Here is a 25,693-nt window from a genome sequence, read left to right as displayed (position 1 = left end):
TCGCAATGGCGCTCATCAAAACACCAAAACCAGCCGCGGCATGAGCCAGCCCATCCTTCTGCGCCTCCCGCCAAGACCTCCCGGCGGAAAAACAAATCCACAAAAACAAAACCCGCCGAAAATATCGACGGGTTTGTCAGCAGTCTGACGCCGGACGCGAAGCGCCCGGCGTCTCTCCAGCCCCTAACTGATGGCTTAGTCGCCCCGCTTACGCGACGCTGAGCAGGCTTTCCGGCGCGAACGCCTCGTAGCCCAGCGCTTCTGCGACCGGCTTGTTGGTGACGCGGCCTCTATGAACGTTGAGGCCGTTGCGCAGGTGCCTGTCTTCGGCGATCGCCCGCAGGCCGCGGTCGGCCAGCGCCAGACCGTGCTGCAGCGTCGCATTGTTCAGCGCATGCGCCGAGGTCACCGGCACGGCACCCGGCATGTTGGCTACGCAATAATGGACGATGCCGTCGACCTCGTAGGTCGGTTCGGAATGGGTCGTGGCATGCGAGGTTTCGAAGCAGCCGCCCTGGTCGATCGCGACGTCGACCATGACGGCGCCCTGCTTCATGCCCGAGAGCATTTCGCGGCTGACCAGTTTTGGCGCGGCAGCGCCCGGAATCAGCACGGCACCGATGATCAGGTCGGCGGAGAAGACTTCCTCTTCCACCGCGTCGATCGTCGAATAACGGGTGTGGACGCGGCCGTTGAAGATATCGTCGAGCTGGCGAAGCCGCGGCAGCGACCGGTCGATGATTGAGACGTCGGCGCCGAGGCCGGCGGCCATCCGGGCCGCATGCAAGCCGACGACGCCGCCGCCGATAACGGCGACCTTGGCCGGCAGCACGCCCGGCACACCGCCGAGCAGGATGCCACGGCCGCCATGGGCCTTCTGCAGTGCGGTGGCGCCCGCCTGGATTGCCAGACGTCCGGCGACTTCCGACATCGGGGCCAAGAGCGGCAGCCCGCCGCGGTCGTCGGTAACGGTCTCATAGGCGATGGCGGTGACGCCGGACGCGAGCAGACCCTTGGTCTGTTCCGGATCGGGCGCGAGATGAAGGTAGGTATAGAGAAGCTGGCCGTCGCGGAGCTGCGCCCATTCGGAGGGCTGCGGTTCCTTGACCTTGACGACCATGTCGGATTTTTCGAAAATTTCCTTGGCCGAACCGACGATCCTCGCCCCGGCTGCCACATAGGCGCCGTCATCCGCGCCGATGCCGGCGCCGGCCTTCGTTTCGATCAGCACCTCGTGCCCGTGGGCCACATATTCACGTACCGCGCCGGGCGTCAGCCCCACGCGGTATTCATGGTTTTTGATTTCCTTCGGGCATCCGACACGCATGCAGCGTTCCTCTCAAGTTGTGGCTTTCGCCGATTGATGTTCCCGCCGGAAACCTAACCAGAGAATCGTGCGAATGTCCTTGCGAAGACGAATTGCGAAACCTCGTATTTTCGCAGATAATTGCGTTGAACGGGATTATTTCGAAGGATCCACCAATGAGTGCCATGGATGCCATTGATCTTGCGATCATGCGAACCCTGCAGCAGGACGGCCGCATCTCCAATGCCGAGCTTGCCGAGCGGGTCGGGCTGTCCCCGTCCGCCTGTTCGCGGCGGCTCGACATCCTCGAGAAAAGCGGCACGATCAGCGGTTATCACGCCCGCCTTTCCAACAAGGCGCTCGACTACAAGATGATGGTGATCGTCCACATCTCGCTGTCCGGCCAATTCGCCAAGACGCTCACCGAATTCGAGGCGGCGGTGAAACTCTGCCCCAACGTTCTGGTCTGTTACCTGATGTCCGGTGAATACGACTACATCCTGCGGGTCGCCGCCAAGGATCTGGAGGATTACGAGCGCATTCATCGAGACTGGCTGTCGGCGCTGCCGCACGTGGTGAAGATCAATTCGAGCTTTGCGCTGCGCGAAATCATCGACAGGCCGAATGTAGGACTGTGATTGGAGTCACTCGACTTTTACGGATCGTCCTAAAGGGATTTCAAGGCAATGCGTGTATCTTCCGCGCCTTAAGGAACAACGAGGGATGAGATCATGATCAACGGACGAATGAAAACCCGCAGCGCGGAGCGCAAGAAGACCCGTATCCTGGGCACGGTCAAATATTTCAATCAAGCCGTCGAAGGCCGCGTTACAGACCTTTCACCAACCGGCATGGCGCTAGACCTCGGCGGACGCACGTTGCATGCCGCCGACGGCAGCCCGGTCCGGATCGAAAGCGAAGAGCTCGGCATCCTGGAAGGTACCGTCAAGTGGCGCCGCAGCGGCCGGCTCGGTGTGCAGTTCAGCATCAACAGCAATGCGGTGGCACAGGTCTCATCCTATTTCCGCTTCTTCCACAAGGACGCGCCCGCCTCGCGCTGAGATCGGTCGCCGCATTCCCGCCGCCATCCAATTTTCAACCTATTCACGATCCCTCGAATCACCACGCATAAACAGCGACAATGTAAAGGCCACGGATGCCGGAAATATCCAGCCGAAATGAGAATTTACCAAATATTTACTACTTGCCGTTGAGTTGATAAATGATAAAGTCCTAATTTATCCGGAGCATTAAAACCAAAGCCCGCCCTCGTTGAGAGTAGGCGGCTGTTCAAGTGTCCCAGTTTTTCCCGCCTGCATTGAGCGCCTAGTCACAGCGCGCAGGCAAAACCAAGGATGCTTCGATGGTTGCTGTTCCTTTTGCCTCGCCCTCCACGACATCGCGGGTTGCACGTATGCGGGCTACCCTCGTTACATGGCTGGCAGCTGGTCTCCTGGCGCTGGGGGGCCTTCTGGCGGTGTCGAACGGCTTCTTCCTTGCTACCTATACTTTGAGTGCGGCGACGATCCTTCTGGCGCTTGCTGCGGCCGCCTTCGCAGCGTCCATCTGGGCCAAACGAAGGATACAGCGCGATATCGATGCCAAACTCGGCCGGCTCGAAAGATTCATGCAGACATTCGGACAGACGCAGGGCACCTTGCGCGGTCTCGACGGCAGGATCGTGCTCTGGGGGATCGGCGCAGAACGGCTTTACGGCTATTGCGAAGAAGAAGCCCTGGGGAAAAATGGGTTCGACCTTCTCCACACCCGTTTCCCCATCCCGTTCGAGGAAATCAATGCGATCCTCGCGCGCGACGGCGAATGGCAGGGTGAACTCACGCGTCGCCACAAGGATGGCAGAGAGATCCACATCATCGGCAAATGGTCGCTGATCCGCGGCGAAGCCGGGGAGCCGGAAGTTGCGATTGAAGTCAGCAGCGACATCACCTCCATCAAGCTCGCCCAAAGGCAGCTCCATCAGACCAACGCCCTGCTCCGCGCCATCCTGGAGACCGCGCCGGGGCTGATCTACGCGAAGGACCTGCAGGGCCGCATCATCCTGGCGAATGTCTCGACGCTCGACCTGATCGGCAAGCCTTGGCCCGAAGTCGAAGGACGCACGGACCTGGAGTTTCTGGACAGCAAAGGCCAGGCCGAAGCGGTGATGGTCAACGACCGTCGGATCATGGATCAGGCGAGGACCGAAGAATTCGAAGAGGTCATCAGCCGCGAGGGCCGCCACCCACGGGTCTGGTCGTCGACCAAAGCTCCGTTGCGTGATGCCGATGGCAAAGTCATCGGCCTGGTCGGCGTCTCGGTCGAAATCACCGAGAGGAAACGGATCGAGGAACGGCTGCAACTCATGGTCAATGAGTTGAACCACCGCGTCAAAAACACGCTTGCGACCGTCCAGGCCATCGCCTCCCAGACCCTGCGGGGCGGCGACCCGATCGTGCGCCAGAATCTGGAGCGGCGCCTCATGGCGTTGGCGGCCGCACATGACGTGCTCACCCGCGAAAAATGGGAGGGGGCAAGTATCGACGATGTGGTCACCGGTGCACTGGCACCGTTTGGCGAGGGCGGCGACCATCGCTTCGCGGTCTCTGGTCCATCGCTGCGATTGCTGCCGCGGGCGGCGCTCGCGCTTGCCATGGGTCTGCACGAACTGACGACCAATGCCCTGAAATACGGCGCGCTCTCGACGCTTAACGGTCAGGTCGCGATAAACTGGCAGATTGTCGAGGGTGCCAAACCTCTGCTGCGATTGACATGGATCGAAAGCGGCGGACCGCCTGTCGCCGTGCCGTCGAGACGAGGGTTCGGCGTCAGGCTGATCGAGCGCAGCCTTGCCCAGGATCTCGGCGGCAAGGCATCGGTGATATTCGATCAGCCTGCCGGGATCGTTGGGACGATCGAGGCGCCGCTCTGCGACGTTGTCGTCTCGGCCGAGGTGACGCCCTTCCTGCCAGTGGGTGCCCTGCAAGCGGGTGCAAGGTGAACGATGCCCAGATTTTTGTTGGAATTCGCGTCCTCATCATCGAGGACGAGGCACTTGTTTCGATGATGCTCGAAGAGTTCCTGGAGCAGATCGGCTGCAGGATGATGGGGACAGCCTCCCGGCTCGATGATGCGATTATCAAGGCCCGGTCGCTTCCGCTGGATATGGCCCTGCTCGATGTGAACCTCGCCGGCGAAGCCAGCTTTCCAGTTGCCGAAATCCTTACCGCGCGCGACATCCCCTTCATTTTCGTGACCGGATATGGACCGCTCGGCCTGCCTGCCGACATGCGCCATATCCCCGTCCTTCCCAAACCCTTCCAGATGGCCCAGCTCGTCGACGCGATGCGGATGGCGGCCTATTGACGCGTCGGGTTAGCACCTCTTCCTGACCGCCTCTAGGACAGAGCCCGCGATCATCACACCATCTCCTCCACCGCCTCAGAATCCGCTTGGAGATACAATCCTCGCGCGTCAATATGGCGCCGAATTGTCGCTCACCGGTCCGCTCCAAGGAGGCTGCCATGTCATCGCTTAACGATCTTCACCCGATCACCCGCCGCTCGCTGCTCGGAGGTTTTGCCGCCTCGTCGGCGCTTGTCATGCTGCACCCGTTTGCCGCGCGCGCTGCCGGCAATCAGGCGCATCTGCGGATCATGGAAACGACCGACATCCACGTCCACGTCTTCCCCTACGATTATTACGCCGACAAGCCGAACGACACGCTTGGCCTTGCCCGCACCGCCTCGATCATCGACGCAATCCGCGCCGAAGCGGGCAATTCCATGCTGATTGACAATGGCGACTTCCTGCAGGGCAACCCCATGGGCGACTACATGGCCTATGAGCGCGGCATGAAGGACGGCGACAAGCACCCGGTCATCAAGGCGATGAACGTACTCGGCTACGATGCCGGCACGCTCGGCAACCATGAATTCAACTACGGTCTCGACTTTCTGTTCAAGGTGCTGGCGGGCTCCGGCTTCCCTTACGTCTGCGCCAACCTCACCAAAGGCATGCTCGCCTCCGAACCTAAAAAGGACGAGCTTTTCCTAAAGCCTTATGTGATCGTCGAGAAGAAGATCAAGGACGGCTCGGGCGCTGAAAGCCCGATCAAGGTCGGCTTCATCGGCTTCGTGCCGCCGCAGATCATGACCTGGGATGCGAAGAACCTCGAAGGCAAGGCACAGACCCGCGACATCATCGAAGCCGCCAAGGCCTGGGTGCCGGTCATGAAGGAAGAAGGCGCCGACGTCGTTATCGCGCTTTCCCATTCGGGTATAGACGGCGGGGGCCCGGGCGACCGTATGGAGAACGCGTCGCTCTATCTCGCCGGCGTTCCCGGCATCGACGCGATCTTCACCGGCCACCAGCATCTCGTTTTCCCGAACAGCAAGGATTTCGACGGGGTCAAGGGGGCCGATACCAAGAAGGGCACGCTGCAGGGTAAGCCCGCCGTCATGGGCGGTTTCTGGGGCTCGCATATGGGCCTGATCGACCTGCTCGTAGAAAAGGACGGCAAGGGTTGGAAAGTCGTGGACTTCACCTCCGAAGCCCGGCCGATCTACCACCGCGACGACGCCAAGAAGATCGTCGCCGACGTCAAGGACAAGCCGGAAATCATCGCGGCCGCCAAGGAGGAACATGAGGCGACGCTCGCCTATATCCGCCGCGCGGTCGGCAAGAGCTCGGCGCCGCTCTATTCCTATTTCGCGTTGGTCGCCGACGATCCGTCGGTGCAGATCGTCGCCAATGCGCAGACCTGGTACATCAAGGACATGCTGAAAGAGGGCCAGTACAAGGACATTCCCGTGCTCTCGGCCGCGGCACCCTTCAAGGCAGGCGGCCGCGGCGGTGCCGAGTATTTCACGGATGTCCCGGCAGGCGACATCGCCATCAAGAACGTCGCCGACCTCTATCTCTATCCGAATACCGTGCAGGCGGTGCTGATCACCGGAGCTCAGGTCAAGAACTGGCTCGAAATGTCGGCCGGGATGTTCAATCAGGTTGCGTCAGGCGCCAAGGACGCACCTCTCCTCAACAACGATTTCCCGTCCTACAATTACGACGTCATCGACGGCGTCACCTACCAGATCGACCTGTCGCAGCCGACCCGCTTCGACAAGGACGGCAAGCTCGTCAATGCCAACTCCAACCGCATCGTCGACCTCAAGTACAACGGCAAGCCGATCGATCCGGCCCAGAAATTCGTGGTGGCAACCAACAATTACCGCGCCGGCGGCGGCGGCAAGTTCCCGGAGATCGCCGGCGACAAGGTGATCTTCGTGGCGCCCGACACCAACCGCGACGTGATCGTGCGCTATATCGTCGAACAGGGCACGATCAACCCATCGGCCGACGCCAATTGGTCGTTCAAGCCCCTGCCCGGCACAAGCGCTATCTTCGAAACCGGCCCCAAAGCCCGCCAGTTCGCTAGCACGGTCAAGGGTGCCAAGATCGAGGACGCCGGCGACGGCGAGAACGGCTTTGCCAAGTTCCGGCTGGTGCTGTAACGGCCAATATTACCTTCGGCAATATCTGGACGGCAGCCTTGGCTGCCGTCTTTCTTTTCAACCGCATGAGGCTAGGCAATGCCGAAATTCTCGTTCCAGCAGGCCGACGTCTTCTCCAGCCAGCCGTTGCGCGGTAATCCGCTTGCCGTGGTGATCGGTGCCGACGGACTGAGCGACGCGCAGATGCAGTCCTTCGCCAACTGGACCAATCTCAGCGAAACGACATTCCTGCTCGAGCCGACCGATCCGAAGGCCAGCTACCGGGTGAGGATTTTCACACCGTCGCAGGAACTGCCTTTCGCCGGCCATCCGACGCTCGGCAGTGCGCATGTCTGGCTCTCGCAGCAACAGACATCACCAACCGATGATATCGTGCAGGAATGCGGCGCGGGCCTCGTCCGCATCCGCCGTGACGGCAATCGGCTTGCGTTTGCGGCGCCGCCGCTGACGCGCAGCGGTCCGGTGGATCCGGCGCTGGTGGAGCGGATCGCCAAGGCGCTCAGCCTGCCCGACAACCTGATCGAGGATTCCAACTGGTGCGAGAACGGCCCGGACTGGATCGGCGTCCGCCTGCCCTCGCGCGCCGATGTGCTGGCTGTCAAGCCGGACTATTCGGCTCTCGCCGGCACTCGCGTCGGGCTCGTCGGGCGCTTCAATCCCGATCTTGACAGTAAGGACGCGCAATTCGAGGTGCGTGCCTTTACCCGCAACGGCTATGAGGATCCGGTCACCGGCAGTCTCAACGCCGGCCTTGCCCAATGGCTGATCGGATCCGGTGTCGCGCCGGAGAACTACGTTGCGGCCCAGGGCACCGTGCTTGGCCGCGCCGGCCGGGTGTATGTCGACAAAGTCGGCGACGATATCTGGATCGGTGGAGACGTGGTCACATGTATTCAGGGTGCGCTGGAACTCTGATCCCAGGAGAGACCATCGGCAGGGAAAGTCCCAACCGATGGCTCACGATCGTGATTTGGACCGATCCCGGAATGGGCCGACTGACGGTTATGCCGCTTTTGCCCTGGCGAGATCGATCCGCGACAGCAGCAGCTTCAATTCCGCCGGCGGCTTCTTTTCGATGCGGCGGTATTCCCTGCCGTCCCGCGTGCGCTGGACGAGACCGAAATCGAAGAGATCGCGGCGCAGCATCGCGGCATCGCCGAAGAGGTGCAGCGTGTTCAAGAGTTCACTGATCTGCCGTTCGGTGAACTCCCGGTCCGCCGGTATCTTCAACCACAGAAACCACAGGCAGATTTCCTGCAGCCCGCGCTTGCCGGGCCAGCGCACCAGCCTGCCCTCCTCGTCGAAATGGCGCGCTGTCTTCAACACCCGCGCCTCGTCGGGCGCCGGCGTGTCCTCCAGCACCGGGCGCCACTCGGCGATGACGTCGGCCGTTTTGGCAACGGCGCGAAAATACTGGTAGTTGCGGAAGCCCGCCGCCCGCGTCAGGAGATTGAGCATCTCCAGATGGCTCGGCTTGTGATCGAACCTAGCGATCCCGTCGCGGACGGATTTGGCGAAAGCCGACAGGTCGGCGATCTCCATGGGAAAGATGGATCTCGGCATATCTTATCCTTAAACGTGCCATTCCCTAAAAATCAGGGTGTCGCTGGTCGCCGGCTTGTCGACTCTAGCACGGGATAAGTGCTGATCATCTTTGTCATGAGCAGGTTTAGCTTCCCTTTCGGGACGGCAACGCCTCGGTGAACTGCAGACCGTTGTGCCGTTATAGCAGAGGTCGAAACGTCGTCAACTCGCAGCCGGTGACTGCCGATCGTTCCGCCGTTGTTGAGGGAATGCTTACCCTTCGCGGGCACAGTATTTGCTGGTAGAATCGATCCGAAATCGGCGGGGAGGACGCACACGGATGCTCGAAAAGGCAAAGACCGCAGTAAGCTACGGAGACGAGCCAGGCCTGCGCTTCGTCCTTGTCCTCGACGGCCACGGCGGCTGCAGGACGATGAACATGTCCGAGGCCTGCAGCTGGAAGCCGGGCGACGGTATCGTCTGGATGCATTTCGAGCGCGATCACCCGGCGACCGCGGAATGGATAAATACCAATGGCGGCTTCGATCCGCTGGTGTCGGAGGCGCTTCTTGCGGAGGATTCCCGCCCGCGCGTCGAGCCCGTGGGCGACGGACTGCTGATCATCCTGCGGGGTGTCTGCGCCGCTCCGCCGGAAGAAGCAGAGAAAAACTCCGACGAGATCGATCTCGTGCCGCTGCATATCTGGGTGGACGAGCACCGACTGGTGACATTGCGCGACAGCGGCCACTATATCACCGCGCTGCGCGATATCCGGCGGGCGCTCGACAATGGCAAGGGTCCCCGGCAGGCGGGAGAACTGCTGGCGCTCGTCAGCGACAAGCTCGTCCGCGATCTGGAGCCGGTGCTCGACGACATGGACGAAGAGGTCGACGAACTCGACGAGCTGATTTTCAAGGGTGAAGCAAGCGAAGTCCGGCTGAGGCTCAAGCTACTGCGCCGCCGTGCCGTACAGCTACGCCGCTATCTCGCACCGCAACGCGACGCGCTCAACAGGATCGAGCACGACGATGCGCCGTGGCTCAAGGAACGCGACAAACTCCGCTTTCGCGAGGTGATCGACAAGCTGATGCGGTTCATCGAATATCTCGACGCGATCCGCGACCGCACCGGCATCCTTCATGACGACCTTTCGACGGTCATCGGCGAACGGATCGCCCGCAATTCCAACAGGCTTGCGGCCTTGGCGGCCCTTCTCCTGCCGCCGAGCGTCGTGGCGGGTCTCTTCGGCATGAATGTCGGTGGCATTCCCGGCGTTAATGACACCTGGGCTTTCCTGGTCATCGTTGTGCTCGTCGTGGTTATTTCCGCGGGCACGCTGTGGATCCTCAAGCGCATCGACTGGCTTTGACCCCGCTTCGATGCGCCCCGGCCGATAGAGCTGCGGCTATTCGGCGGCTTCAGGCATTCCTTCCCGAGGTTCGATGCCGAGCATCTGCTTGAAGTCGTCATGGCTCGGGCAGGTCGACAGCCGACGCTCCATGGCATCGACCAACCACCGGCCTGCAGGTCCCAGAGGGTTTGCGGCCTTGCGCATGGCATAGAGCGGGTATTGACTTTGCTCGTAGGCTTCGAGATCGAGTGCGACGAGAGTTCCGTCCATAATGTCCCTTCCGGCGACCGAAGCCGGCAGGCCGCCCCAGCCAAGACCACCCTTGATCAGCTGGTGCTTGGTGGCGATGTCGCTGACGCGCCATGTCTTGTAGGACAAGACATTGAAATCGCGGCCATTCGTCAGGCCTGACGTGTCCGTGACAACCAGCTGAACTTCCTCGCGCACGTCCGCGAGCGTCAGGGGCCGACGGAACTTTGCAAGCGGATGTTCGGCAGCGGCGACCGGAATCATGAAGGAGTAGCCGATCTTCTCCATCACCACCGAATCCTCCTGCCGAAGGATCGATCCGCCTATGCCGATATCGGCCTTTCCGGATAGGACCATCTCCATGACCATGCCCAGTTCGCCTATATTGAGATTGAGCGCCACGCTCGGAAACCTCTCCCGGAATTCACGCAGCTCCGTTACAACGGCATCCGACGGAACCATCACGCTCAACGCCACCGACAGTTCTGCCTCCAGCCCCTGCTTGATGCTCCTGGCCCGGGCGCGCATCACCTGAAGATCGGCGACGATGCGCCGGGCGTCAGTCAGCAGCGCCTTGCCCGCTTCGGTCAGCTTCGGCTGACGGGCGCCGCTGCGCTCAAAAAGCGCCATTTCCAGCTGGGCTTCGAGATTGCCGATCGTATAGCTGACCACCGATTGCGCCCGGTTCAGCGCACGCGAGGCTGCGGAAAAGCTGCCCGTTTCGGCAACCGCCAGAAACACCTGCAACTGATCGAGGGTGGGATTGGCATCCATGGTCGTCATCCAAATTTTCGATAGATAGCTTCTATATTATCTCAGTTTTATCGATGGGCGTCCACGCCTATCTATTTTCTCGAACACAGCGGATCCACCCGCTCCCCAATCCTCCTGCAGGCCCAAGACTGCAGATAAGATCTCCAGATAAGGAAAAAAACATGTCCTCTATCCTCCTCGTCACTTCCAGCCCGCGCGGCGATGACTCGCTGTCCAGCAAGGTCGCCCATGACCTGGCCAACGAACTGAGCGCCCGCGACAACGGCACGTCGGTCGTCCATCGTGATCTCGGTGCCAATCCGATCCCGCATCTCGACAGCGTCACCACGTCCGCCATCCGCAAGCCCGCAGCCGACCGCACCCCGGCAGAAGCTGCCGCCGCCGACTATTCGGACAAGCTGGTCGCCGAACTGATGGCTGCCGATACGGTGGTCATCGCCACCGGCCTCATCAACTTCAACATCTATTCGACGCTGAAGAGCTGGATCGACAACGTCGCCCGCGCCGGCCAGACGTTCCGCTATACGGCCGAGGGCCCGGAAGGCCTCGCCACCGGCAAGAAGGTCTATATCGTGCTCGCATCCGGCGGCGTCTATTCCGAAGGCCCGGCCACCGGCATGAACCATGCGGTCCCCTATCTCACGACCGTCCTCGGCTTCCTGGGTATGACGGATGTGGAAGTCATCTATGTCGAAGGCCTCGCCTTCGGCCCGGAGGCTGCTGAAAAGGCGATCGCCACCGCCCAGCAGCGCAATCGGCAGCTCGCTCTCGCCGCTTAAGCCGTCCCTGCGCCTGACGGGACGAGCCTGCCATGACGGCCGTGGACATTGTCCCGGCCGTCATTTTTTGCGCGGTAGAGCCGTTCGTCGGCGCGCCCGAGCAGCGTATCGAGGGCGTGTCCGTCCTCCGGAGCCGTAGCTACGCCCATCGAGACCGTCACGCATTGGCCATCGGGACGAATGACCGAACGGCAGATTGCGGTCCGCATGCGTTCTGCGATTATCAGGGCGCTGTCGTGGTCGGTATCAGGCAGGATCAGCACGAATTCCTCACCGCCAAAGCGGGAGAGATGGTCGCTCGGGCGGGAGCCGGCCTGCAGGCATACCGCTACCTCCTTCAGCACCTCGTCCCCCTTCAGATGGCCGAAGAGATCGTTGACCTGTTTGAAATGATCCGCATCGACGATGATGAGGCTGAGCCCTGTTCCCCGATCGAGACAGCGGTGAATGAGCTTTGGAACATCCGCCTCCAGCCGGCCGCGGTCGAAAAGACCGGTCAGCCCATCAACCCCGCTCTTGGCGAGCAGCGCCTGATAACGTTCGCGAAAGGTCAGGTCGTTGAAGATATCGGTAAGCTCGCGCGTCGATCTGGCAAGCCGCGGGATCTGCTCGATCTTGAGATAGACTGCAAAAAGCAGCGAATAGAGAACCACTGACAGCAGCTTGGCGTACCATCCGCCGAAGAAGACCGAAGGCGGCGCACCGAAGAGGATGTTCAGCGCCGCGTAAAAACCGATCTGGTCGAAGGTCAGGATAGCCGCGCCGCTGATCGCGAAACGCAAAACCACATTGCTACGCAGCACCCGCCCCAGCCGTTCGTAGAGCAGGATGATACCGATCGCGTCGACGTAGAGCAGCGCCGTACCCCACACCATCAGCCAGCCCATCTCGCTCAAAAACGCCAAGTCCGCGGCGCGGCCGCCCGGCAGCGCCACGACCTCATGCGCCTGTAGAATCTGGGCGATGCCGACGGTCAGAAGATTGCCGAGGAAAAGCCCGTAGATCGGCTGGCGGACGACTGCCGCATCCTCTTTCAGGTAAAGGAGCAGGATCATCATCAGCTTGCCGGCAAAAAAGACCGACGAGCCAGGGGACACGGTGCCGAATGGAAGTTCGATGTAGAAGACCGCCGCCAGGTAGGTCTCCATGAAATGCATGACGCCGAGCGCCGCCAGAAATATGCCAAGGCCAAGATGGCGGCGGAAATGCAGGAAGGCGGTCATGACGGCGAAATAGATCACCGCTTCCAGAAGAAAGAGGGCGAGATTGAACACCTGCATTTCGATCTGCTTTACCCCCCGCAGGCATTATGCCGCTGTAACCGCTATCTTTTTACAAGCTCTCCACCCCTATGGGGATTATGGCCATTATGCATGACTATGCAATAACGGCTGGTAGGTTTCCCCTTCGAACGTCGGGTAATCCTGGATCTCCGGCAACTTCTTCGGCACGTTGCGCAACTGGGTGGCGATTGCCGGATCGATCTCACGCGTGATCTCGCCTAGTTTCCGGGGCTTGCCGAGAAGATAGCCCTGCAGCTCGTCGCAGCCTGCATGAGCGAGGAACAGCGCCTGTTCGGTCGTCTCTACACCTTCCGCGACGACCTTCATACCAAGGCCGGTGCCGAGGTCGATGATGGTGCGTACGATGATCTGCGCGTTGTCGACCAGGTTCAGGTTGTTGACGAAACTGCGGTCGATCTTGATCGTGTCGAACGGGTAGCGGCTGAGATAGCTCAGCGACGAATAACCGGTGCCGAAATCGTCGAGCGCGATGTGGAAGCCCATGCGCTTTAAATCGTTGAGGATCTGCACGGCGCGCTTGTCGTCCTCGATCAGCACGCTTTCGGTGATCTCGAGCTCGATCCGGTGCGGATCGGCACCGGTGGTCTTCAGCAGATCAGCGAGATCGGTGACGAAATCCGCATGGCGGAACTGCAGCGGGCTGACGTTGACGCTGATATGGCCATCGATACTGTCCAGGATCTTGCAGGCTTCGGCGAGCACCCAGGCACCGAGCCGGATGATCTTGCCGGAGGCTTCGGCGACCGGAATGAAATCGCCCGGACTGATCATGCCGCGCTTCGGATGGAACCAGCGCAGCAGCGCCTCGTAACCGATGATGAGGCCGCTTTCCGCCTCGACACGAGGCTGCAGATAGAGTTCGAATTCGCCCCGCTGCAAGGCGATTTCCAGATCGACTTCCAGCTCCCGGCGTTTCTCGATCAATTCGTTCATGCCCCGCTTGAACATGCGGCAGGCATTCCGGCCGGCGTTCTTGGCATGATAGAGTGCCACGTCGGCGCAGCCGATCAGCGCGTCCACGTCTTTTGCATGTTCGGGGCAGAGCGCACCCCCGATGCTGACGCTGATATTGACCTGTTCACCGTGGCCGATATCGATCGGATCGGCCATCGCGGTCAGCAGCCGATCGCCGAAACTCTCAAGCTCGTCGGTATCGGATGTATGGGCGATGATGACGGCGAACTCGTCTCCACCGAGACGGGCGACGATATTGTCCGGCCCGGCTTCGGCGGCAAGGCGCGCGGCGGTTTCGCGGATCACCGCGTCGCCGGCCTGATGGCCATGGATGTCGTTGACGTCCTTGAAGCGATCGAGATCGACCATCAGGACGCCGCAACCCCTGCCGTTTCCGGCCTCATCCACAAGTTCGGTCAGCCGCTCGGAAAACAGCACCCGGTTCGGCAGCCCGGTCAGCGGATCGTGGAGAGCGAGGTAGCGCATGCGGCTCTCCGCCAGCTTGCGCTCCCTGAGGTCGACGAGGCAGCCGATACGGGCTTTTTCGCCGCGATAGAGGATGTCGCGGCCGCGCGCCTCGACGGGGATTTCCTCGCCGCTCGCCAGCGCCACGAGAATCTCATGGCTGTTGTCGTCGTTGAGTTTCATCATGTCGACGACGGGGATCGTCTCGCCATCATGCAGGAAGTCGAAGACGGAACGGCCGATGATTTCGAGAAGCGGCAGGCCGATCATCTTGCCGAGCTGCTCGTTGCCATCAACGATGATACCGTCCCGGTGGATCAGGATCGCCTCGAACGTGGCGTTCGCCAGCGCTGCAACGCGCTCGGATTCCTCGTTGTCGCGTCGGAGCTCGGTCAGTTCTCCCCGGCTGCGCTCCTCCTCCTCGACATTATCCATCAGCCGGTTGAAGAGGCCGGTCAGCTTTTCCGCCTCGTCGCCCTTGACCATGGGAAGGCGCTTGCGCAGGTCGGCATTGCCGCCGAGAAGATCGGCCATTGCATCCTCCACATGTCCGACGCCGAGGCGGGTTGCGTGTTCGGCAAGGTTCAGCCCGTCCTCTTCGTCCTTGGCCGAAACGCGGATGTGCATCAGCCGGTCGGCCGCCCAGAAGAAGGCGTAACCGAGACCGAAGGACCAGTAGAAATTGACGCCAACGCCGACCAGCTGCACGTGCAGCTGTGCCAGCCTGCCGCCAGCCGGAAGCTGATCGACCGGCGCGAGAAGCGCCAGGAGCAGGGTTCCGGCGACACCAGCAAAGGCATGCACACCGATGGCGCCGACCGCGTCGTCGATCTTGAGCGTTCTCTCGACGAAGGCGTTGCCGAAGATCGCCACTGCGCCGCCGATGGCACCGACCATCAGCGCGTTTGCCGGATCGAGGATATGGCAGCCGGCGGTCACCGCCACCAGCCCGCCGAGCATGCCGGAGTTCGACTTTTCGGGAAGGATGACGCCGTCCTGGTAGAATCCGATGACATAACCGACGCAGGTGCCCATGCCGCCGGCCAGCACCGTGTTCATGATGATCGGCGCTAACTGGTCGGACACGCCGAGCGTCGAACCGCCGTTGAAGCCGATCCAACCTATGAAGAGAAGCAGTGCGCCCGTGGTCGACAGGACGGGGCTATGGCCGGCGATCCTGACCGGCGTTCCGTCGGCATTGAACTTGCCGATGCGCGGGCCGATGACCATGCAGGCCGCAAGCGCCACCCAGCCGCCGGTCGAATGGACGACCGTGGAGCCGGCGAAATCGACAAAACCCATCTGCGACAGGAAGGCGGATGCGTTCGGGAACAGCGCGGCGCCCCAGACCCAATGCACGAAGACCGGATAGATCAGCCCCGACATGAACAGCGAGCCGAACACATAGGCCGGCAGCTTCATGCGCTCGGCAACGGCGCCCGACACGATCGTCGCGGCGGTGCCGCAGAACATCACCTGGAAGACGAAAAAGGCCGACTGCCAGCTGTCGAGATCCCGCAGGAAATAGAACTCGCTCTGCTTCCCGAACAGGAAACCGTTCGAACGGCTGAAAGCGATCATGAAGCCGACTGCGGCGAACGCGACGACGCCGAAGACGAAATCGAGAAGGTTCTTCTGCGCGACGTTGATCGAGTTCTTCGAGCGCACCATGCCGGCTTCGAGCAGAAGGAAACCGACCTGCATCATCATCACCAGTCCGGCGGCGACGAGCATCCATGTCATATCCAGTCGGGAAGCCTGTGAAAGGAGATCATCCGCGAAGGCAAAGCTTGGAATAAGGCCACCGGAAAGCCCGGAGCCTATAAAGAGCATAAAATATGACCAGCGAGATCGCATTAAAAGTCGACCGCAGAAAAGACATCGGAACAGATGCTTCAAGCTATCGCTAATGATTTAATTTTGAGTGTGACTCACAATTTTTGCGATCACAATGCGGAACGCATGTCACGCAGAGCGCGACTTTTCCCCATCGGAAAACAGCGCCGGACCATTCTGGTCGATGATCTGCTGAGCCTTGCGGACGGTATATTCGACCGCGTCATCCATGGAGGTGAACACGTCAGCGCGGACGAAGGTGCGCACCAGCGTCTCACCGTTCACATCCTTCTCGATACGCCCTGCCAGCCGGAACTGCGAACCCTCGCGGATCGGCGCCGGATGGATGATGCAGCCGCTATGTTCGACCGGTTTTGCGGAAGCAGCAGGTGCTTCGGCAGCTTTGCCGCCGCCGGAAAACATCGAGAAAATATTAGACAGGAACGAAGCCATGGCGGCTGCCTAGCATATTCCCGCGCCGCCCGGAAGCAGGGCACCCAAGGAAAAGTCACAATCCAACGTCTTAGATCCACCCGCACGATTGAGGAGCCTGTCCGCATGAAATGGAAGATCGCCACAGCATTCCTCCTAGCGGTCATCGCCGCGCTTTGGATCGGCAATACCTCCCTGTTCTCCCGCTTTCCGACCGACAGGCCGCTCAGGATCATTGCCCATCGCGGGCAGCACCAACTTTTCGACGCCTCCCATGTCGAGAACGATACCTGCACCGCAAGCCTGATGCTGCCGCCGACGCATGCTTTTCTGGAGAATACCATTGCCGGCATGAAGGCCGCCTTCGATGCCGGCGCCGATGTGGTCGAACTCGACGTGCATCTGACGCCGGACAAACAATTCGCCGTCTTCCACGACTGGACGCTCGATTGCCGCACCGACGGCAAGGGCGTTACCGAACAGACGCCGATGCCGGTCCTGAAGACACTCGACATCGGCTACGGCTACACCGCCGACGGCGGCCGGACCTTTCCGTTTCGGGGCCAGGGCAAGGGCCTGATGCCGACTTTGACGGAAGTCTTCTCCGCCCTTCCGGATGGACGTTTCCTGATCAATTTCAAGAGCCGCCGCCGGGAAGAAGGTGAAGCTCTGGCAACGCTTCTCAAGACCGACCCCGGCGCGCGGGCAGCGGCGTTCGGCGTTTATGGCGGAAACGAGCCGACCGAAAAAGCGGTGGCGCTTGTCCCCGGCCTTCCCGGCTATTCCAACCGCACGGCCAAATCCTGCCTCCTCAACTACCTGGCGTTCGGCTGGAGCGGCCATGTGCCGGAAACCTGCCGCAATACCCTTGTCCCGGTCCCGGCCAATCTTGCCTTCCTGCTCTGGGGCTGGCCGGAGCGTTTCTACAACCGGATGCAGGCGGCCGGGTCGGACGTCGTGCTGATCGGCCCGTTCGAGGCTGGCGATGCCGGATCTTCCGGCATAGACGACCGGGATGCGTGGGATCTGGTGCCTTCAGGCTTTCCGGGCCTCGTCTGGACCAACGTGATCGAGAAGACACGGCCCGAGGTGGAGCGCCGCGGCTTCTGCGCCCTACCCTCCCGACCGCAGATCTGCGGTTAGGCCACTAATCTGCGCCAGATACACTTCCCGCCGTCACCAAGCCCGCCTATCATCTCCCCTGGGTTCGGAGGGAGCGCCGGATGCAGAGGAGATTGTTGTCATGGCGGACGGTCATTTATGTCTGCGCGATCCTGATCGCCGCCTTCGGAGTGCTGCTGATGTCCGGCCCGCGCATGCCCGCTGACGGTTTTCCCACTTTCGACAAAGCCCGCCTCGGCGCCGATATCGACGCGTATCTCGGCGCAAGCGAAAGCCGTTTTCCGGATATAAGGCCCGGCGCCGCCAAACACGTCGTCTGGGCCGATCCGGCGACGAAGGCAAAGACATCCGTTGCCATCGTCTACCTGCACGGTTTCTCAGCTTCGGCCGAGGAGATACGCCCACTGCCCGACCGTGTCGCGGCAGCGTTCGGCGCCAATCTCTATTTCACCCGGCTCGCCGGCCACGGCCGCAGCGGCGAAGCGATGGGCGAAGCAAGCCTTAAAGACTGGTTGGCGGATTTTTCCGAAAGTCTCGCGATCGGTGAAGCGCTTGGCAATCGCGTCATCGTCATCGGCACCTCGACCGGCGCCTCGCTTGCGACACTGGCGCTTGCCGATCCGAAGATCGCATCGCGCATCTCGGCGGCCGTGTTCGTATCGCCGAACTACGGCATCAACAGCTTTGCCGCATTTCTGCTGACGACACCGGTCGCGCCGCAGCTTTCAAAACTGCTGCTTGGTGAAAGCCGCAGCTTCACGCCCTATAACGACCGCCATGCCGCCCACTGGACGACGCGCTATCCGACAAAAGCCCTGCTGCCGATGGCAGCGCTGGTGAAACTCTCGGTCGAGAGCCCGGTCGAGCAGGTCAGGACGCCGGCGCTGTTTCTCTATTCGTCGCTCGATCAGGTCATCCGCCCCGACAAGGTACGCGAGGTTGCCGGCCGCTGGGGCGGGCCTCACGGGCTTTTCGATGTCGGCCAGACCGGCGATCCCGGCAATCACGTGATTGCCGGCGACATCATCTCGCCGGCGACCACCGCACCGCTTGCTGAGCGGACCGTGGCCTGGCTACAGACCGTGCTCAGATGACGAGGTTCGCCAGGATCTCGTTCTCGGTAATGTCCTGATAGCCCATGCCGGCGGCTTCGAAGCGTTCGAGCAGGCTAGCGAAGTTCTCCGGCCTTGCGGTTTCGATACCGATCAGGATCGAGCCGAAATTGCGTGCCGATTTCTTCAGATATTCGAACCGGGCGATGTCGTCTTCCGGCCCCAGAAGGTTGAGGAAGTCGCGCAGCGCGCCAGGGCGCTGGGCGAGCCGCAGGACAAAATATTTCTTGACGCCGGAATAGCGCATGGCGCGTTCCTTGACGTCCGGCAGGCGCTCGAAATCGAAATTGCCGCCCGAGACGACGCAGACCACCGTCTTGCCGGCCAGCTTTTCGCGTCCGAGCATTTCGAGCGCGGTGATCGACAGGGCGCCGGCCGGTTCCAGCACGACACCTTCGACATTGAGCATTTCGGTGATCGTCACGCAGATGGCGTTTTCCGGCACCAGCAGGACCTGATCCGCCGAAAAGCCCTTCAAAGCTTCGAAATTCAGGTCGCCGATCCGCGCCACCGCAGCACCGTCGACAAAATTGTCGAGCTTGGCGAGCGTGATCGGCTCGCCGGCTTCAAGGCTTTTCTTGAGGCTCGGCGCGCCCTCCGGCTCAGTGAAGAGAAAGTCTTCCCGCTTGACGATGTCCTTCAAATAACCCGTCGTTCCGGAGGAAAGCCCGCCGCCGCCGACCGGCAGGATGATCAGATCGGGTGTTACGCCGTCGGGCAGTTGTTCGAGCAGTTCGGCCGCGACCGTCGCCTGGCCCTCGATGATGTCGGCGTCATCGAAAGGCGGCACCATGACGCCGCCGGTCTCTTCCACGTGGGCGCGGGCTGCCGCATAGCACTGGTCGAAAATGTCGCCGATCAGCCGGATGGTGATGAAGGGGCCGCCGAACATGCGGGTCTTGTCGATCTTCTGCTGCGGCGTCGTCACCGGCATGAAGACCACGCCCGGCACTTCGAAATGGCGGCAGACGAAGGCGAACCCTTGCGCGTGATTGCCGGCCGAGGCGCAGACGAAAGTCTTGCCCTTGGCACCCGACGCGATCGCCTTGCGCAGGAAGTTGAAGGCGCCGCGGATCTTGTAGGAGCGGACAGGAGACAGGTCCTCGCGCTTCAGCCAGATTTCGGCACCATAACGGCGGCTGAGGTGCTCGTTCATCTGCAGCGGTGTCTCGGGAAAAATCTCCCGCATCGCAACTCTCGCGTCGTTCACGCCCGCTTTCGTCACGCCCGCCTTGGTCACGTCTGCCTTGGTCAACTCTGCCTCGGTCACATCGGCCATCCATTGAATTTCAAGAATGGTCCCGCTATGCCATAGGCTTACGGCTGAGACAAAGCTTCTTTCAGTTGCCGCGAAATTCGGGACAACCATTTTTGAACGCCAATCTTTTCCGGTCGGTCATCTACATGACGGCGCTCTGCGCACTCTACCTGTCGCTGGCAATGTTCCTGCCGGCTATGGTGGACCTCTATTACGGGCACCGCGACTGGCAGGTCTTCGCCATGTCCGGCTTCATGGTCGGCGGGCTTGCGGCGGCAGCGGCACTCGCGACCCATGGCCCCCCGCCGGTCTTCAACAAGCGGCTGGGTTTCCTGCTGGTCAACGTGTTGTGGGCGATGTTTTCGGTGGTGGGCGCGATCCCGCTTTTTCTTGCCGAACACGAACTCTCGTTTGCACAGGCGCTGTTCGAATCGATCTCCGGCATCACCACTACCGGCTCGACGGCGATCGTCGGGCTGGATACCATGCCGCCCGGCATCCTGCTTTGGCGCTCGCTGCTCTCCTGGCTCGGCGGCATCGGCATCGTCGGCCTCGGCCTGTTCGTCCTGCCGTTCCTGAAAGTCGGCGGTGCCTCGATCTTCAAGCTCGAATCGTCGGAGACAAACGACAAGCCCTTCGCCCGGCTTGCGAGTTTCACCCGGGCCTTCCTGATCGTCTACGTGCTGCTGACGCTTGCCTGCACCGTCGCCTACGATCTTGCCGGCATGGACCATTTCGATGCGCTGAACCATGCGATGTCGACGATCGCCACGGCCGGTTTCTCGACGCACGACATGTCGTTTGCCTATTTCGACAACAACGCGCTGCTGGTCTTCGGCACCGTCTTCCTGGCGATCTGCAGCCTGCCGTTTTCGGTGCTGATCCTGCTTGCCGTACGCGGGCGGCTGGATACGCTGCGCGATCCGCAAATCCTGGTTTTCCTTGGTTATCTCTGCGTCATCTCGATCGCCGTTGCGGTCTACCATCACCTGAGGAGCGGCATCGAACTCGACGACGCACTGATCCATTCGTTCTTCAACATCACCTCGATCCTGTCGACAGGCGGCTTTGCGAGCGACGACTACACGCTCTGGGGACCATTCGCGGTGCTCGTCGCCTTCTTCGCCACCTTCATGGGCGGCTGCTCCGGTTCGACTGCCGGCGGCATCAAGGCCTACCGTTTCGTGGTGATGGTCAACGTCATCCGCGCCGGGCTCAACAAGCTCATCTATCCGAACGCGATCTATCCGGTGCGTTACGGCAGCCTGACGGTGGATGCGGAGACCCAGCGTGCAGTCTTCCTGTTCGTCAGCCTCTACATTTTCCTCTGGGTGGTCGGCAGCATCGGCATGACGCTGTTCGGCTACGATATCCTGACCGCCACGTCCTCGGTCATCACCGCGCTGTCGAATGTCGGTCCCGGCATCGGCCCGATCGTCGGCCCCGTCGGCAACTTTTCCACGATCAGCGATCCAGCGCTCTATCTACTGTCGCTGATGATGCTGCTCGGGCGTCTCGAAATCCTGACCGTGCTGGTCCTGCTGACGCCGGTTTTCTGGCGGCACTAGCCCGGCACGCGCAGGAATTCGACCGGCCCGCCCGGCTCGTCATCGTCGAAGACGGCGCAGGTCAGCTCGTCGCCGAACACGCAGCCGCTGTCGATATTGGTGCGATTGCCGATCGTCTGCGGATTGCCGGGAAGCGGCGTGTGGCCGTGGCAGAGATGCCGGCCCCAGAATTCGCCGTCGTCGTCGCTCGCAAATCGCTTCCAGATCAGGTCGCGCTCGCGTTGACCGTCGAGCGGCAGCGTCTCGTCGACGCCCGCATGCACGAAGATGCGATGCTCGTCGACATGCATCAGTGGACGATGCGCGCACCATGACAGCACCTCGGGCGGCACGTAACCGTCGAAGGAAACCATCGTCTCGCGGCCGCCATTGTCGATCCAGAGGATCTCGTCGTGCCCACCGTTCTGGTGGGCGCGGACCATCATGTCCTCATGATTGCCCTTGAGCGCCGTCCACCGCCATCCCTCCTTGCGCGGGCCCGCCATGACGAGGTCGAGCACGCCTCTGCTCTTCGGCCCGCGATCGATATAGTCGCCGATGAACACCACGTGCCCGCTGGGCGCATGGTCCTCCACCTGCGCGAGCAGTTCCTTCAACTGTGCAAGACAGCCATGGATATCGCCGATCGCAAAGGTAAAGCCCAAAGCACACCTCCATCGAAGTGGATATCAAACGGTCTTCATGGAAAACGGTTGCAGGCAAGGTCAGGTTTGGTGCGGACGGCGGGGATCGAACCCGCATGACCAAAGGCCGAGAGATTTTAAGTCTCTTGCGTCTACCAGTTTCGCCACGTCCGCATGGGCGTCCTGTTTCTTGAACTTGCGCGACGCCGTCAAGCACCGAAATTGCGGAAGCGGTTCGCGGTCACGAAAAAAGCGAGACGGTCGGATGGCGGGACGCGAAAAGGGCGCGGAGATCTCTCGCCACGCCCTTTCGGAGATTATCGCAATTCGATCAGCCGGCGAGCTTGGCAGCCAGCTTGGCGACGTGGGCGCCCTGGTACTTGGCGCCTTCGAGTTCGATTTCCGAAGGCTGGCGCGAGCCGTCGCCGTTGGTGATCGTGCTGGCGCCGTAGGGGGAGCCGCCCTTGACTTCTTCCGTGCCCATCTGGCCGGCAAAGGCGTAGGGCAGGCCGACGACGGCCATGCCCTGGTGCAGGAAGGTGGGGATGAAGCCGAGGATGGTGGATTCCTGGCCGCCGTGCTGGGTGGCGGACGAAGTGAACACCGAGCCGATCTTGCCGACCAGCTTGCCCTGTGCCCAGAGGCCGCCTGTCTGATCCCAGAAATTGCGCATCTGCGAAGCGACCGTGCCGAAGCGGGTGCCGGCACCGACGATGATCGCATCGTATTCGGTGAGTTCGTCGACGGTTGCGATCGGAGCCTGCTGGTCCATCTTGTAATAGGAAGCCTTTGCGAGCTCGTCCGGAACCAGTTCCGGAACGCGCTTGACCGTCACGTCGGCGCCTGCCGACGTTGCGCCTTCCGCAACGGCATAGGCCATCTTTTCGATGTGGCCGTAAGCGGAATAATAAAGCACGAGAACCTTTGCCATGATCTTCTCCATTCGATGTCTGGTGTGTGAACAAGGCCGTCTGCGGCCAGAACCAGACCCATATGTAACGGCTTCACGGATCGGCGACAGCCCGTGCGAGGTCTACGCACTGTTCAACATTTGGAGACGATATTTCGCTTGCGGATCATAAATTCGTAACGGACCTCCTTTCTGCGCTCATCACGACAAAATCGCTTCTGCCTTGAAAAATTTGGGCTTAGGAGTGTGGCATTTACGGAGGAATTTCCATGTCCGAAGCGCCCCAGCCGTCCTTGATCGTCACCGCCGCCATGCTCGCCATCGGCGACGAACTTTTGTCCGGCCGGACGAAGGACAAGAATATCGGCCATCTCGCCGATCTGCTGACGCTTTCCGGCATCGACCTCAAGGAAGTGCGGATCGTCGCCGACGAGGAGGATGCGATCGTCGAGGCGCTGAACGCGCTGCGCGGCCGTTACGACTACGTCTTCACCTCGGGCGGCATCGGCCCGACCCATGACGACATCACCGCCGATGCGATTTCGAAGGCCTTCGGCGTGCCCTGCATCCACGATCCCGAAGCGATGAGGCTGCTTGCCGACATGTACAAGCGCCGGGAGATGGAATTCACCGAAGCCCGCCAACGCATGGCCCGCATGCCTGAAGGCTCCATGCACATTCCCAACCCGGTCTCGACCGCCCCGGGCTTCATCATCGGCAACGTCTACGTGATGGCCGGCGTGCCGCAGGTCTTCCAGGCGATGGTCGACAACGTGTTGCCGATGCTACGCTCGGGCACAAAAATGCTGTCGCGGGCGCTCCCCTGCCCCTATGGCGAAGGCGATATCGGTACGCTTCTGTCGGCCGTGCAGAAAGCGCACCCGGAGACCAGCATCGGCTCCTATCCGAAATATGACGGGCAGCGGTTCTCGACCGAAATCGTGGTGCGCGCCCGCGATCCGCAGGTTCTCGATGCGGCTGCGCAAGCCGTGGCGGAGATGATCGCCGGCATCGACCGGGCCAAGATCGCCACCAATCCGACAGCCGACGCCTGACCCGCGGCACTCTGTTTCCTCATTGCCGGGGTGCCCTCCTTGACCGGGATCAAAGTGCGACACACGTATTTATGAGACACTGGTTTCCAATTCCGTGGAACCAGTTGATGAGGAGACACAGCCATGGCCTACAGGACCATTCTCGCCGTTCTCGACACCCCTCAAAACGCTAGGCAGATCACCGATTTCGCGATAGCGCTCGCCGAGCGGTTTTCCGCCCACCTGATCGGCGTGCATGCCGAAACGCTCGCCGCCGTGCCGCTGATCGCGCCGATGGAAATTCCAGACCCCGCCGCCGTGCAGATCCTTCAGGACGCCGCGCAGAAGGAAACCGCCGAGGTCGAGCGGATTTTCAAGGACCAGGCGTCTCGCGATGGTCTTTCCATCGAATGGCGCAGCTTCACGTCGTCGGCCGGTTACGGCTCCCATTCGGTGATGGATACCGCCCATGCGGTCGACCTGATCGTCGCGAGCCAGAGCGACCCGGCCCATGCCGATCATCGCGCCGATATCGAAACATTCCTCTTCGACAGCGGCCGGCCGATGCTGCTCATCCCCTACACGATGAAGGTGCCGCAGCCGATCAAACGGGTACTGGTCGCCTGGAACGGTTCGCGGGAGGCGGCGCGGGCGACCTTCGATTCGATGCCGTTCCTTAAAGCTGCCGAAAGCGTCGAGGTGTTCTGCGTCGATCCGAGCGACCGTGGCGGCCAGACGCCGGAAATGGCGGGCGCCGAGATCGCCGCAACCCTTGCCCGGCACGGCGTCAACGTAACACTGTCGACGCAGGGAAAGAGCGGCATCTCTGCCGCAGCGGCGATCGAGAACCATCTCTCGGAAGGCAGCGTCGATCTTCTGGTGATGGGCGGCTACGGCCATTCGCGCTGGTGGGAAATGCTGTTTGGCGGCGTTACCCGCAGTCTGCTCGATTCGATGACGGCGCTGACTTTGCTTTCCCGCTGACAAATCCTTGCGTCGACCGGGGAATTGCCGCTATTAGCGAGAGCCAACAATATGCTCTCGCAAATGGTGGCCAGCCCTATGTCTCTTCCCGAAAAAGCCTTCCCCGTTTCCTGGGACCAGTTCCACCGTGATGCCCGGGCACTTGCCTGGCGGCTCGCCGGCCTTGGCCGGGAATTCCGTGCCATCGTCTGCATCACCCGCGGCGGCCTTGTGCCGGCGGCGATCATTTCGCGCGAACTCAATATCCGCTTGATCGAGACGGTCTGCATCGCCTCCTACCACGACTACGTCAACCAGGGCGAAATGAACCTCCTGAAGGGAATCACGCCCGAACTGACGGTCGACGAAGGCGCCGGCGTCCTGGTCATCGACGACCTGACCGATACCGGCAAGACGGCGTCGGAAGTGCGCGCCATGCTGCCGAAGGCCCATTTCGCCTGCGTCTATGCAAAACCCTCCGGTGTGCCGACCATCGACACTTTCGTCACCGAAGTCAGCCAGGACACCTGGATCTATTTCCCTTGGGACATGGGCTTCACCTATCAGGAGCCAATCGCCAAGGGCGCCAAGGGCTGATTCTTTCCGGCCCCTTTCAAAA

23 protein-coding genes and 1 tRNA gene are annotated in these 25,693 nt (G+C 61.4%); 14 read left to right on the top strand and 10 right to left on the bottom strand.

The features are described 5' to 3' along the window. Nucleotides 1-208: 208 nt before the first annotated feature. A complete protein-coding gene (gene ald / locus AC1DLT_RS29190) occupies nt 209-1,327 on the bottom strand; it encodes an alanine dehydrogenase (RefSeq protein WP_038542302.1) in 1,119 nt (372 codons plus the stop codon). Nucleotides 1,328-1,482: 155 nt separating this feature from the next. On the opposite strand from ald, the gene AC1DLT_RS29185 reads away from it, so the two are divergent. From AC1DLT_RS29185 to AC1DLT_RS29160, 6 genes are all read left to right on the top strand, one after another. Then, nucleotides 1,483-1,944 (top strand): Lrp/AsnC family transcriptional regulator, encoded by a 462-nt coding sequence (locus tag AC1DLT_RS29185; protein ID WP_038542299.1) that lies wholly within the window; start codon nt 1,483-1,485, stop codon nt 1,942-1,944. A 93-nt stretch (nt 1,945-2,037) separates the two neighbouring features. Further along, the gene (locus tag AC1DLT_RS29180; RefSeq protein WP_477489044.1) at nt 2,038-2,367 is read left to right on the top strand and encodes a PilZ domain-containing protein; all 330 of its coding nucleotides are present in this window, start codon (nt 2,038-2,040) and stop codon (nt 2,365-2,367) included. A 302-nt stretch (nt 2,368-2,669) separates the two neighbouring features. Continuing rightward, the gene (locus AC1DLT_RS29175) at nt 2,670-4,304 is read left to right on the top strand and encodes a sensor histidine kinase (protein ID WP_477489043.1); all 1,635 of its coding nucleotides are present in this window, start codon (nt 2,670-2,672) and stop codon (nt 4,302-4,304) included. Beyond that, a complete protein-coding gene (locus tag AC1DLT_RS29170; protein WP_038542293.1) occupies nt 4,301-4,669 on the top strand; it encodes a response regulator in 369 nt (122 codons plus the stop codon). The genes AC1DLT_RS29175 and AC1DLT_RS29170 overlap by 4 nt, the downstream gene beginning before the upstream one ends. Before the next feature lie 158 nt (nt 4,670-4,827). Then, nucleotides 4,828-6,816: a bifunctional 2',3'-cyclic-nucleotide 2'-phosphodiesterase/3'-nucleotidase gene (locus AC1DLT_RS29165; RefSeq protein WP_477489042.1), complete on the top strand. Its 1,989-nt coding sequence runs from the start codon at nt 4,828-4,830 to the stop codon at nt 6,814-6,816. Nucleotides 6,817-6,894: 78 nt separating this feature from the next. Then, nucleotides 6,895-7,731 (top strand): PhzF family phenazine biosynthesis protein, encoded by an 837-nt coding sequence (locus AC1DLT_RS29160; protein WP_477489041.1) that lies wholly within the window; start codon nt 6,895-6,897, stop codon nt 7,729-7,731. A gap of 87 nt (nt 7,732-7,818) precedes the next feature. On the opposite strand, the gene AC1DLT_RS29155 is transcribed toward AC1DLT_RS29160, so the two are convergent. Beyond that, nucleotides 7,819-8,379 (bottom strand): DUF2087 domain-containing protein, encoded by a 561-nt coding sequence (locus AC1DLT_RS29155; RefSeq protein WP_477489040.1) that lies wholly within the window; start codon nt 8,377-8,379, stop codon nt 7,819-7,821. A 301-nt stretch (nt 8,380-8,680) separates the two neighbouring features. Between AC1DLT_RS29155 and AC1DLT_RS29150 the strand changes: the two genes are divergently transcribed. Beyond that, nucleotides 8,681-9,709, top strand: coding sequence for a CorA family divalent cation transporter (locus AC1DLT_RS29150; protein ID WP_477489039.1), 1,029 nt, complete (start codon nt 8,681-8,683; stop codon nt 9,707-9,709). 36 nt (nt 9,710-9,745) lie between these two features. Here AC1DLT_RS29150 and AC1DLT_RS29145 read toward each other — a convergent pair whose 3' ends face one another. Then, nucleotides 9,746-10,714, bottom strand: a complete 969-nt coding sequence (locus tag AC1DLT_RS29145; protein ID WP_477489047.1) for a LysR family transcriptional regulator — start codon at nt 10,712-10,714, stop codon at nt 9,746-9,748. Nucleotides 10,715-10,875: 161 nt separating this feature from the next. Between AC1DLT_RS29145 and AC1DLT_RS29140 the strand changes: the two genes are divergently transcribed. Then, nucleotides 10,876-11,493 (top strand): FMN-dependent NADH-azoreductase, encoded by a 618-nt coding sequence (locus AC1DLT_RS29140; RefSeq protein WP_477489038.1) that lies wholly within the window; start codon nt 10,876-10,878, stop codon nt 11,491-11,493. Here the strand turns inward: AC1DLT_RS29140 and AC1DLT_RS29135 are convergent. The 3 genes from AC1DLT_RS29135 to AC1DLT_RS29125 all read right to left on the bottom strand — a co-directional run bounded on the left by AC1DLT_RS29135 (nt 11,490) and on the right by AC1DLT_RS29125 (nt 16,505). Continuing rightward, the gene (locus AC1DLT_RS29135) at nt 11,490-12,773 is read right to left on the bottom strand and encodes a GGDEF domain-containing protein (RefSeq protein ID WP_477489037.1); all 1,284 of its coding nucleotides are present in this window, start codon (nt 12,771-12,773) and stop codon (nt 11,490-11,492) included. The genes AC1DLT_RS29140 and AC1DLT_RS29135 overlap by 4 nt on opposite strands. 87 nt (nt 12,774-12,860) lie before the next feature. Continuing rightward, the gene (gene amt, locus AC1DLT_RS29130) at nt 12,861-15,950 is read right to left on the bottom strand and encodes an ammonium transporter (protein ID WP_247037910.1); all 3,090 of its coding nucleotides are present in this window, start codon (nt 15,948-15,950) and stop codon (nt 12,861-12,863) included. A 231-nt stretch (nt 15,951-16,181) separates the two neighbouring features. Beyond that, nucleotides 16,182-16,505, bottom strand: coding sequence for an HlyU family transcriptional regulator (locus AC1DLT_RS29125; protein ID WP_038542269.1), 324 nt, complete (start codon nt 16,503-16,505; stop codon nt 16,182-16,184). A 105-nt stretch (nt 16,506-16,610) separates the two neighbouring features. Here AC1DLT_RS29125 and AC1DLT_RS29120 point away from each other — a divergent pair, with 105 nt between their 5' ends. Next, nucleotides 16,611-17,627 (top strand): glycerophosphodiester phosphodiesterase family protein, encoded by a 1,017-nt coding sequence (locus AC1DLT_RS29120; protein WP_247037913.1) that lies wholly within the window; start codon nt 16,611-16,613, stop codon nt 17,625-17,627. Between the two features lie 80 nt (nt 17,628-17,707). Then, nucleotides 17,708-18,700 carry an alpha/beta hydrolase gene (locus AC1DLT_RS29115; protein WP_247037914.1) on the top strand — a complete coding sequence of 331 codons (993 nt, stop codon included), beginning with the start codon at nt 17,708-17,710 and terminating at the stop codon, nt 18,698-18,700. Here AC1DLT_RS29115 and ilvA read toward each other — a convergent pair. Further along, nucleotides 18,693-19,907, bottom strand: a complete 1,215-nt coding sequence (gene ilvA / locus AC1DLT_RS29110; protein WP_477489046.1) for a threonine ammonia-lyase — start codon at nt 19,905-19,907, stop codon at nt 18,693-18,695. The genes AC1DLT_RS29115 and ilvA overlap by 8 nt on opposite strands. A gap of 182 nt (nt 19,908-20,089) precedes the next feature. Here ilvA and AC1DLT_RS29105 point away from each other — a divergent pair, with 182 nt between their 5' ends. Beyond that, on the top strand, nt 20,090-21,544 hold the full coding sequence (locus AC1DLT_RS29105; protein ID WP_477489036.1) for a TrkH family potassium uptake protein: 1,455 nt from the start codon (nt 20,090-20,092) through the stop codon (nt 21,542-21,544). Here the strand turns inward: AC1DLT_RS29105 and AC1DLT_RS29100 are convergent. The 3 genes from AC1DLT_RS29100 to wrbA form a co-directional block, all read right to left on the bottom strand. Continuing rightward, on the bottom strand, nt 21,541-22,188 hold the full coding sequence (locus AC1DLT_RS29100; RefSeq protein WP_477489035.1) for a metallophosphoesterase family protein: 648 nt from the start codon (nt 22,186-22,188) through the stop codon (nt 21,541-21,543). The genes AC1DLT_RS29105 and AC1DLT_RS29100 overlap by 4 nt on opposite strands. 67 nt (nt 22,189-22,255) lie before the next feature. Further along, nucleotides 22,256-22,341, bottom strand: a tRNA-Leu gene (locus AC1DLT_RS29095). A gap of 157 nt (nt 22,342-22,498) precedes the next feature. Continuing rightward, nucleotides 22,499-23,098: an NAD(P)H:quinone oxidoreductase type IV gene (wrbA, locus tag AC1DLT_RS29090; RefSeq protein ID WP_477489034.1), complete on the bottom strand. Its 600-nt coding sequence runs from the start codon at nt 23,096-23,098 to the stop codon at nt 22,499-22,501. Nucleotides 23,099-23,346: 248 nt separating this feature from the next. Here wrbA and AC1DLT_RS29085 point away from each other — a divergent pair, with 248 nt between their 5' ends. From AC1DLT_RS29085 to gpt, 3 genes are all read left to right on the top strand, one after another. Then, nucleotides 23,347-24,132 (top strand): competence/damage-inducible protein A, encoded by a 786-nt coding sequence (locus AC1DLT_RS29085; protein WP_477489033.1) that lies wholly within the window; start codon nt 23,347-23,349, stop codon nt 24,130-24,132. 123 nt (nt 24,133-24,255) lie between these two features. Then, nucleotides 24,256-25,095 (top strand): universal stress protein, encoded by an 840-nt coding sequence (locus AC1DLT_RS29080; protein WP_247137500.1) that lies wholly within the window; start codon nt 24,256-24,258, stop codon nt 25,093-25,095. A 78-nt stretch (nt 25,096-25,173) separates the two neighbouring features. After that, entirely contained in the window at nt 25,174-25,671 is a 498-nt protein-coding gene (gene gpt, locus AC1DLT_RS29075) for a xanthine phosphoribosyltransferase (RefSeq protein ID WP_038593180.1), read from the top strand. Nucleotides 25,672-25,693 lie beyond the last annotated feature (22 nt).

The sequence above is a fragment of the Neorhizobium sp. 05N33 genome (assembly GCF_056397445.1).
This window is presented reverse-complemented; position numbering and strand designations above follow the sequence as displayed.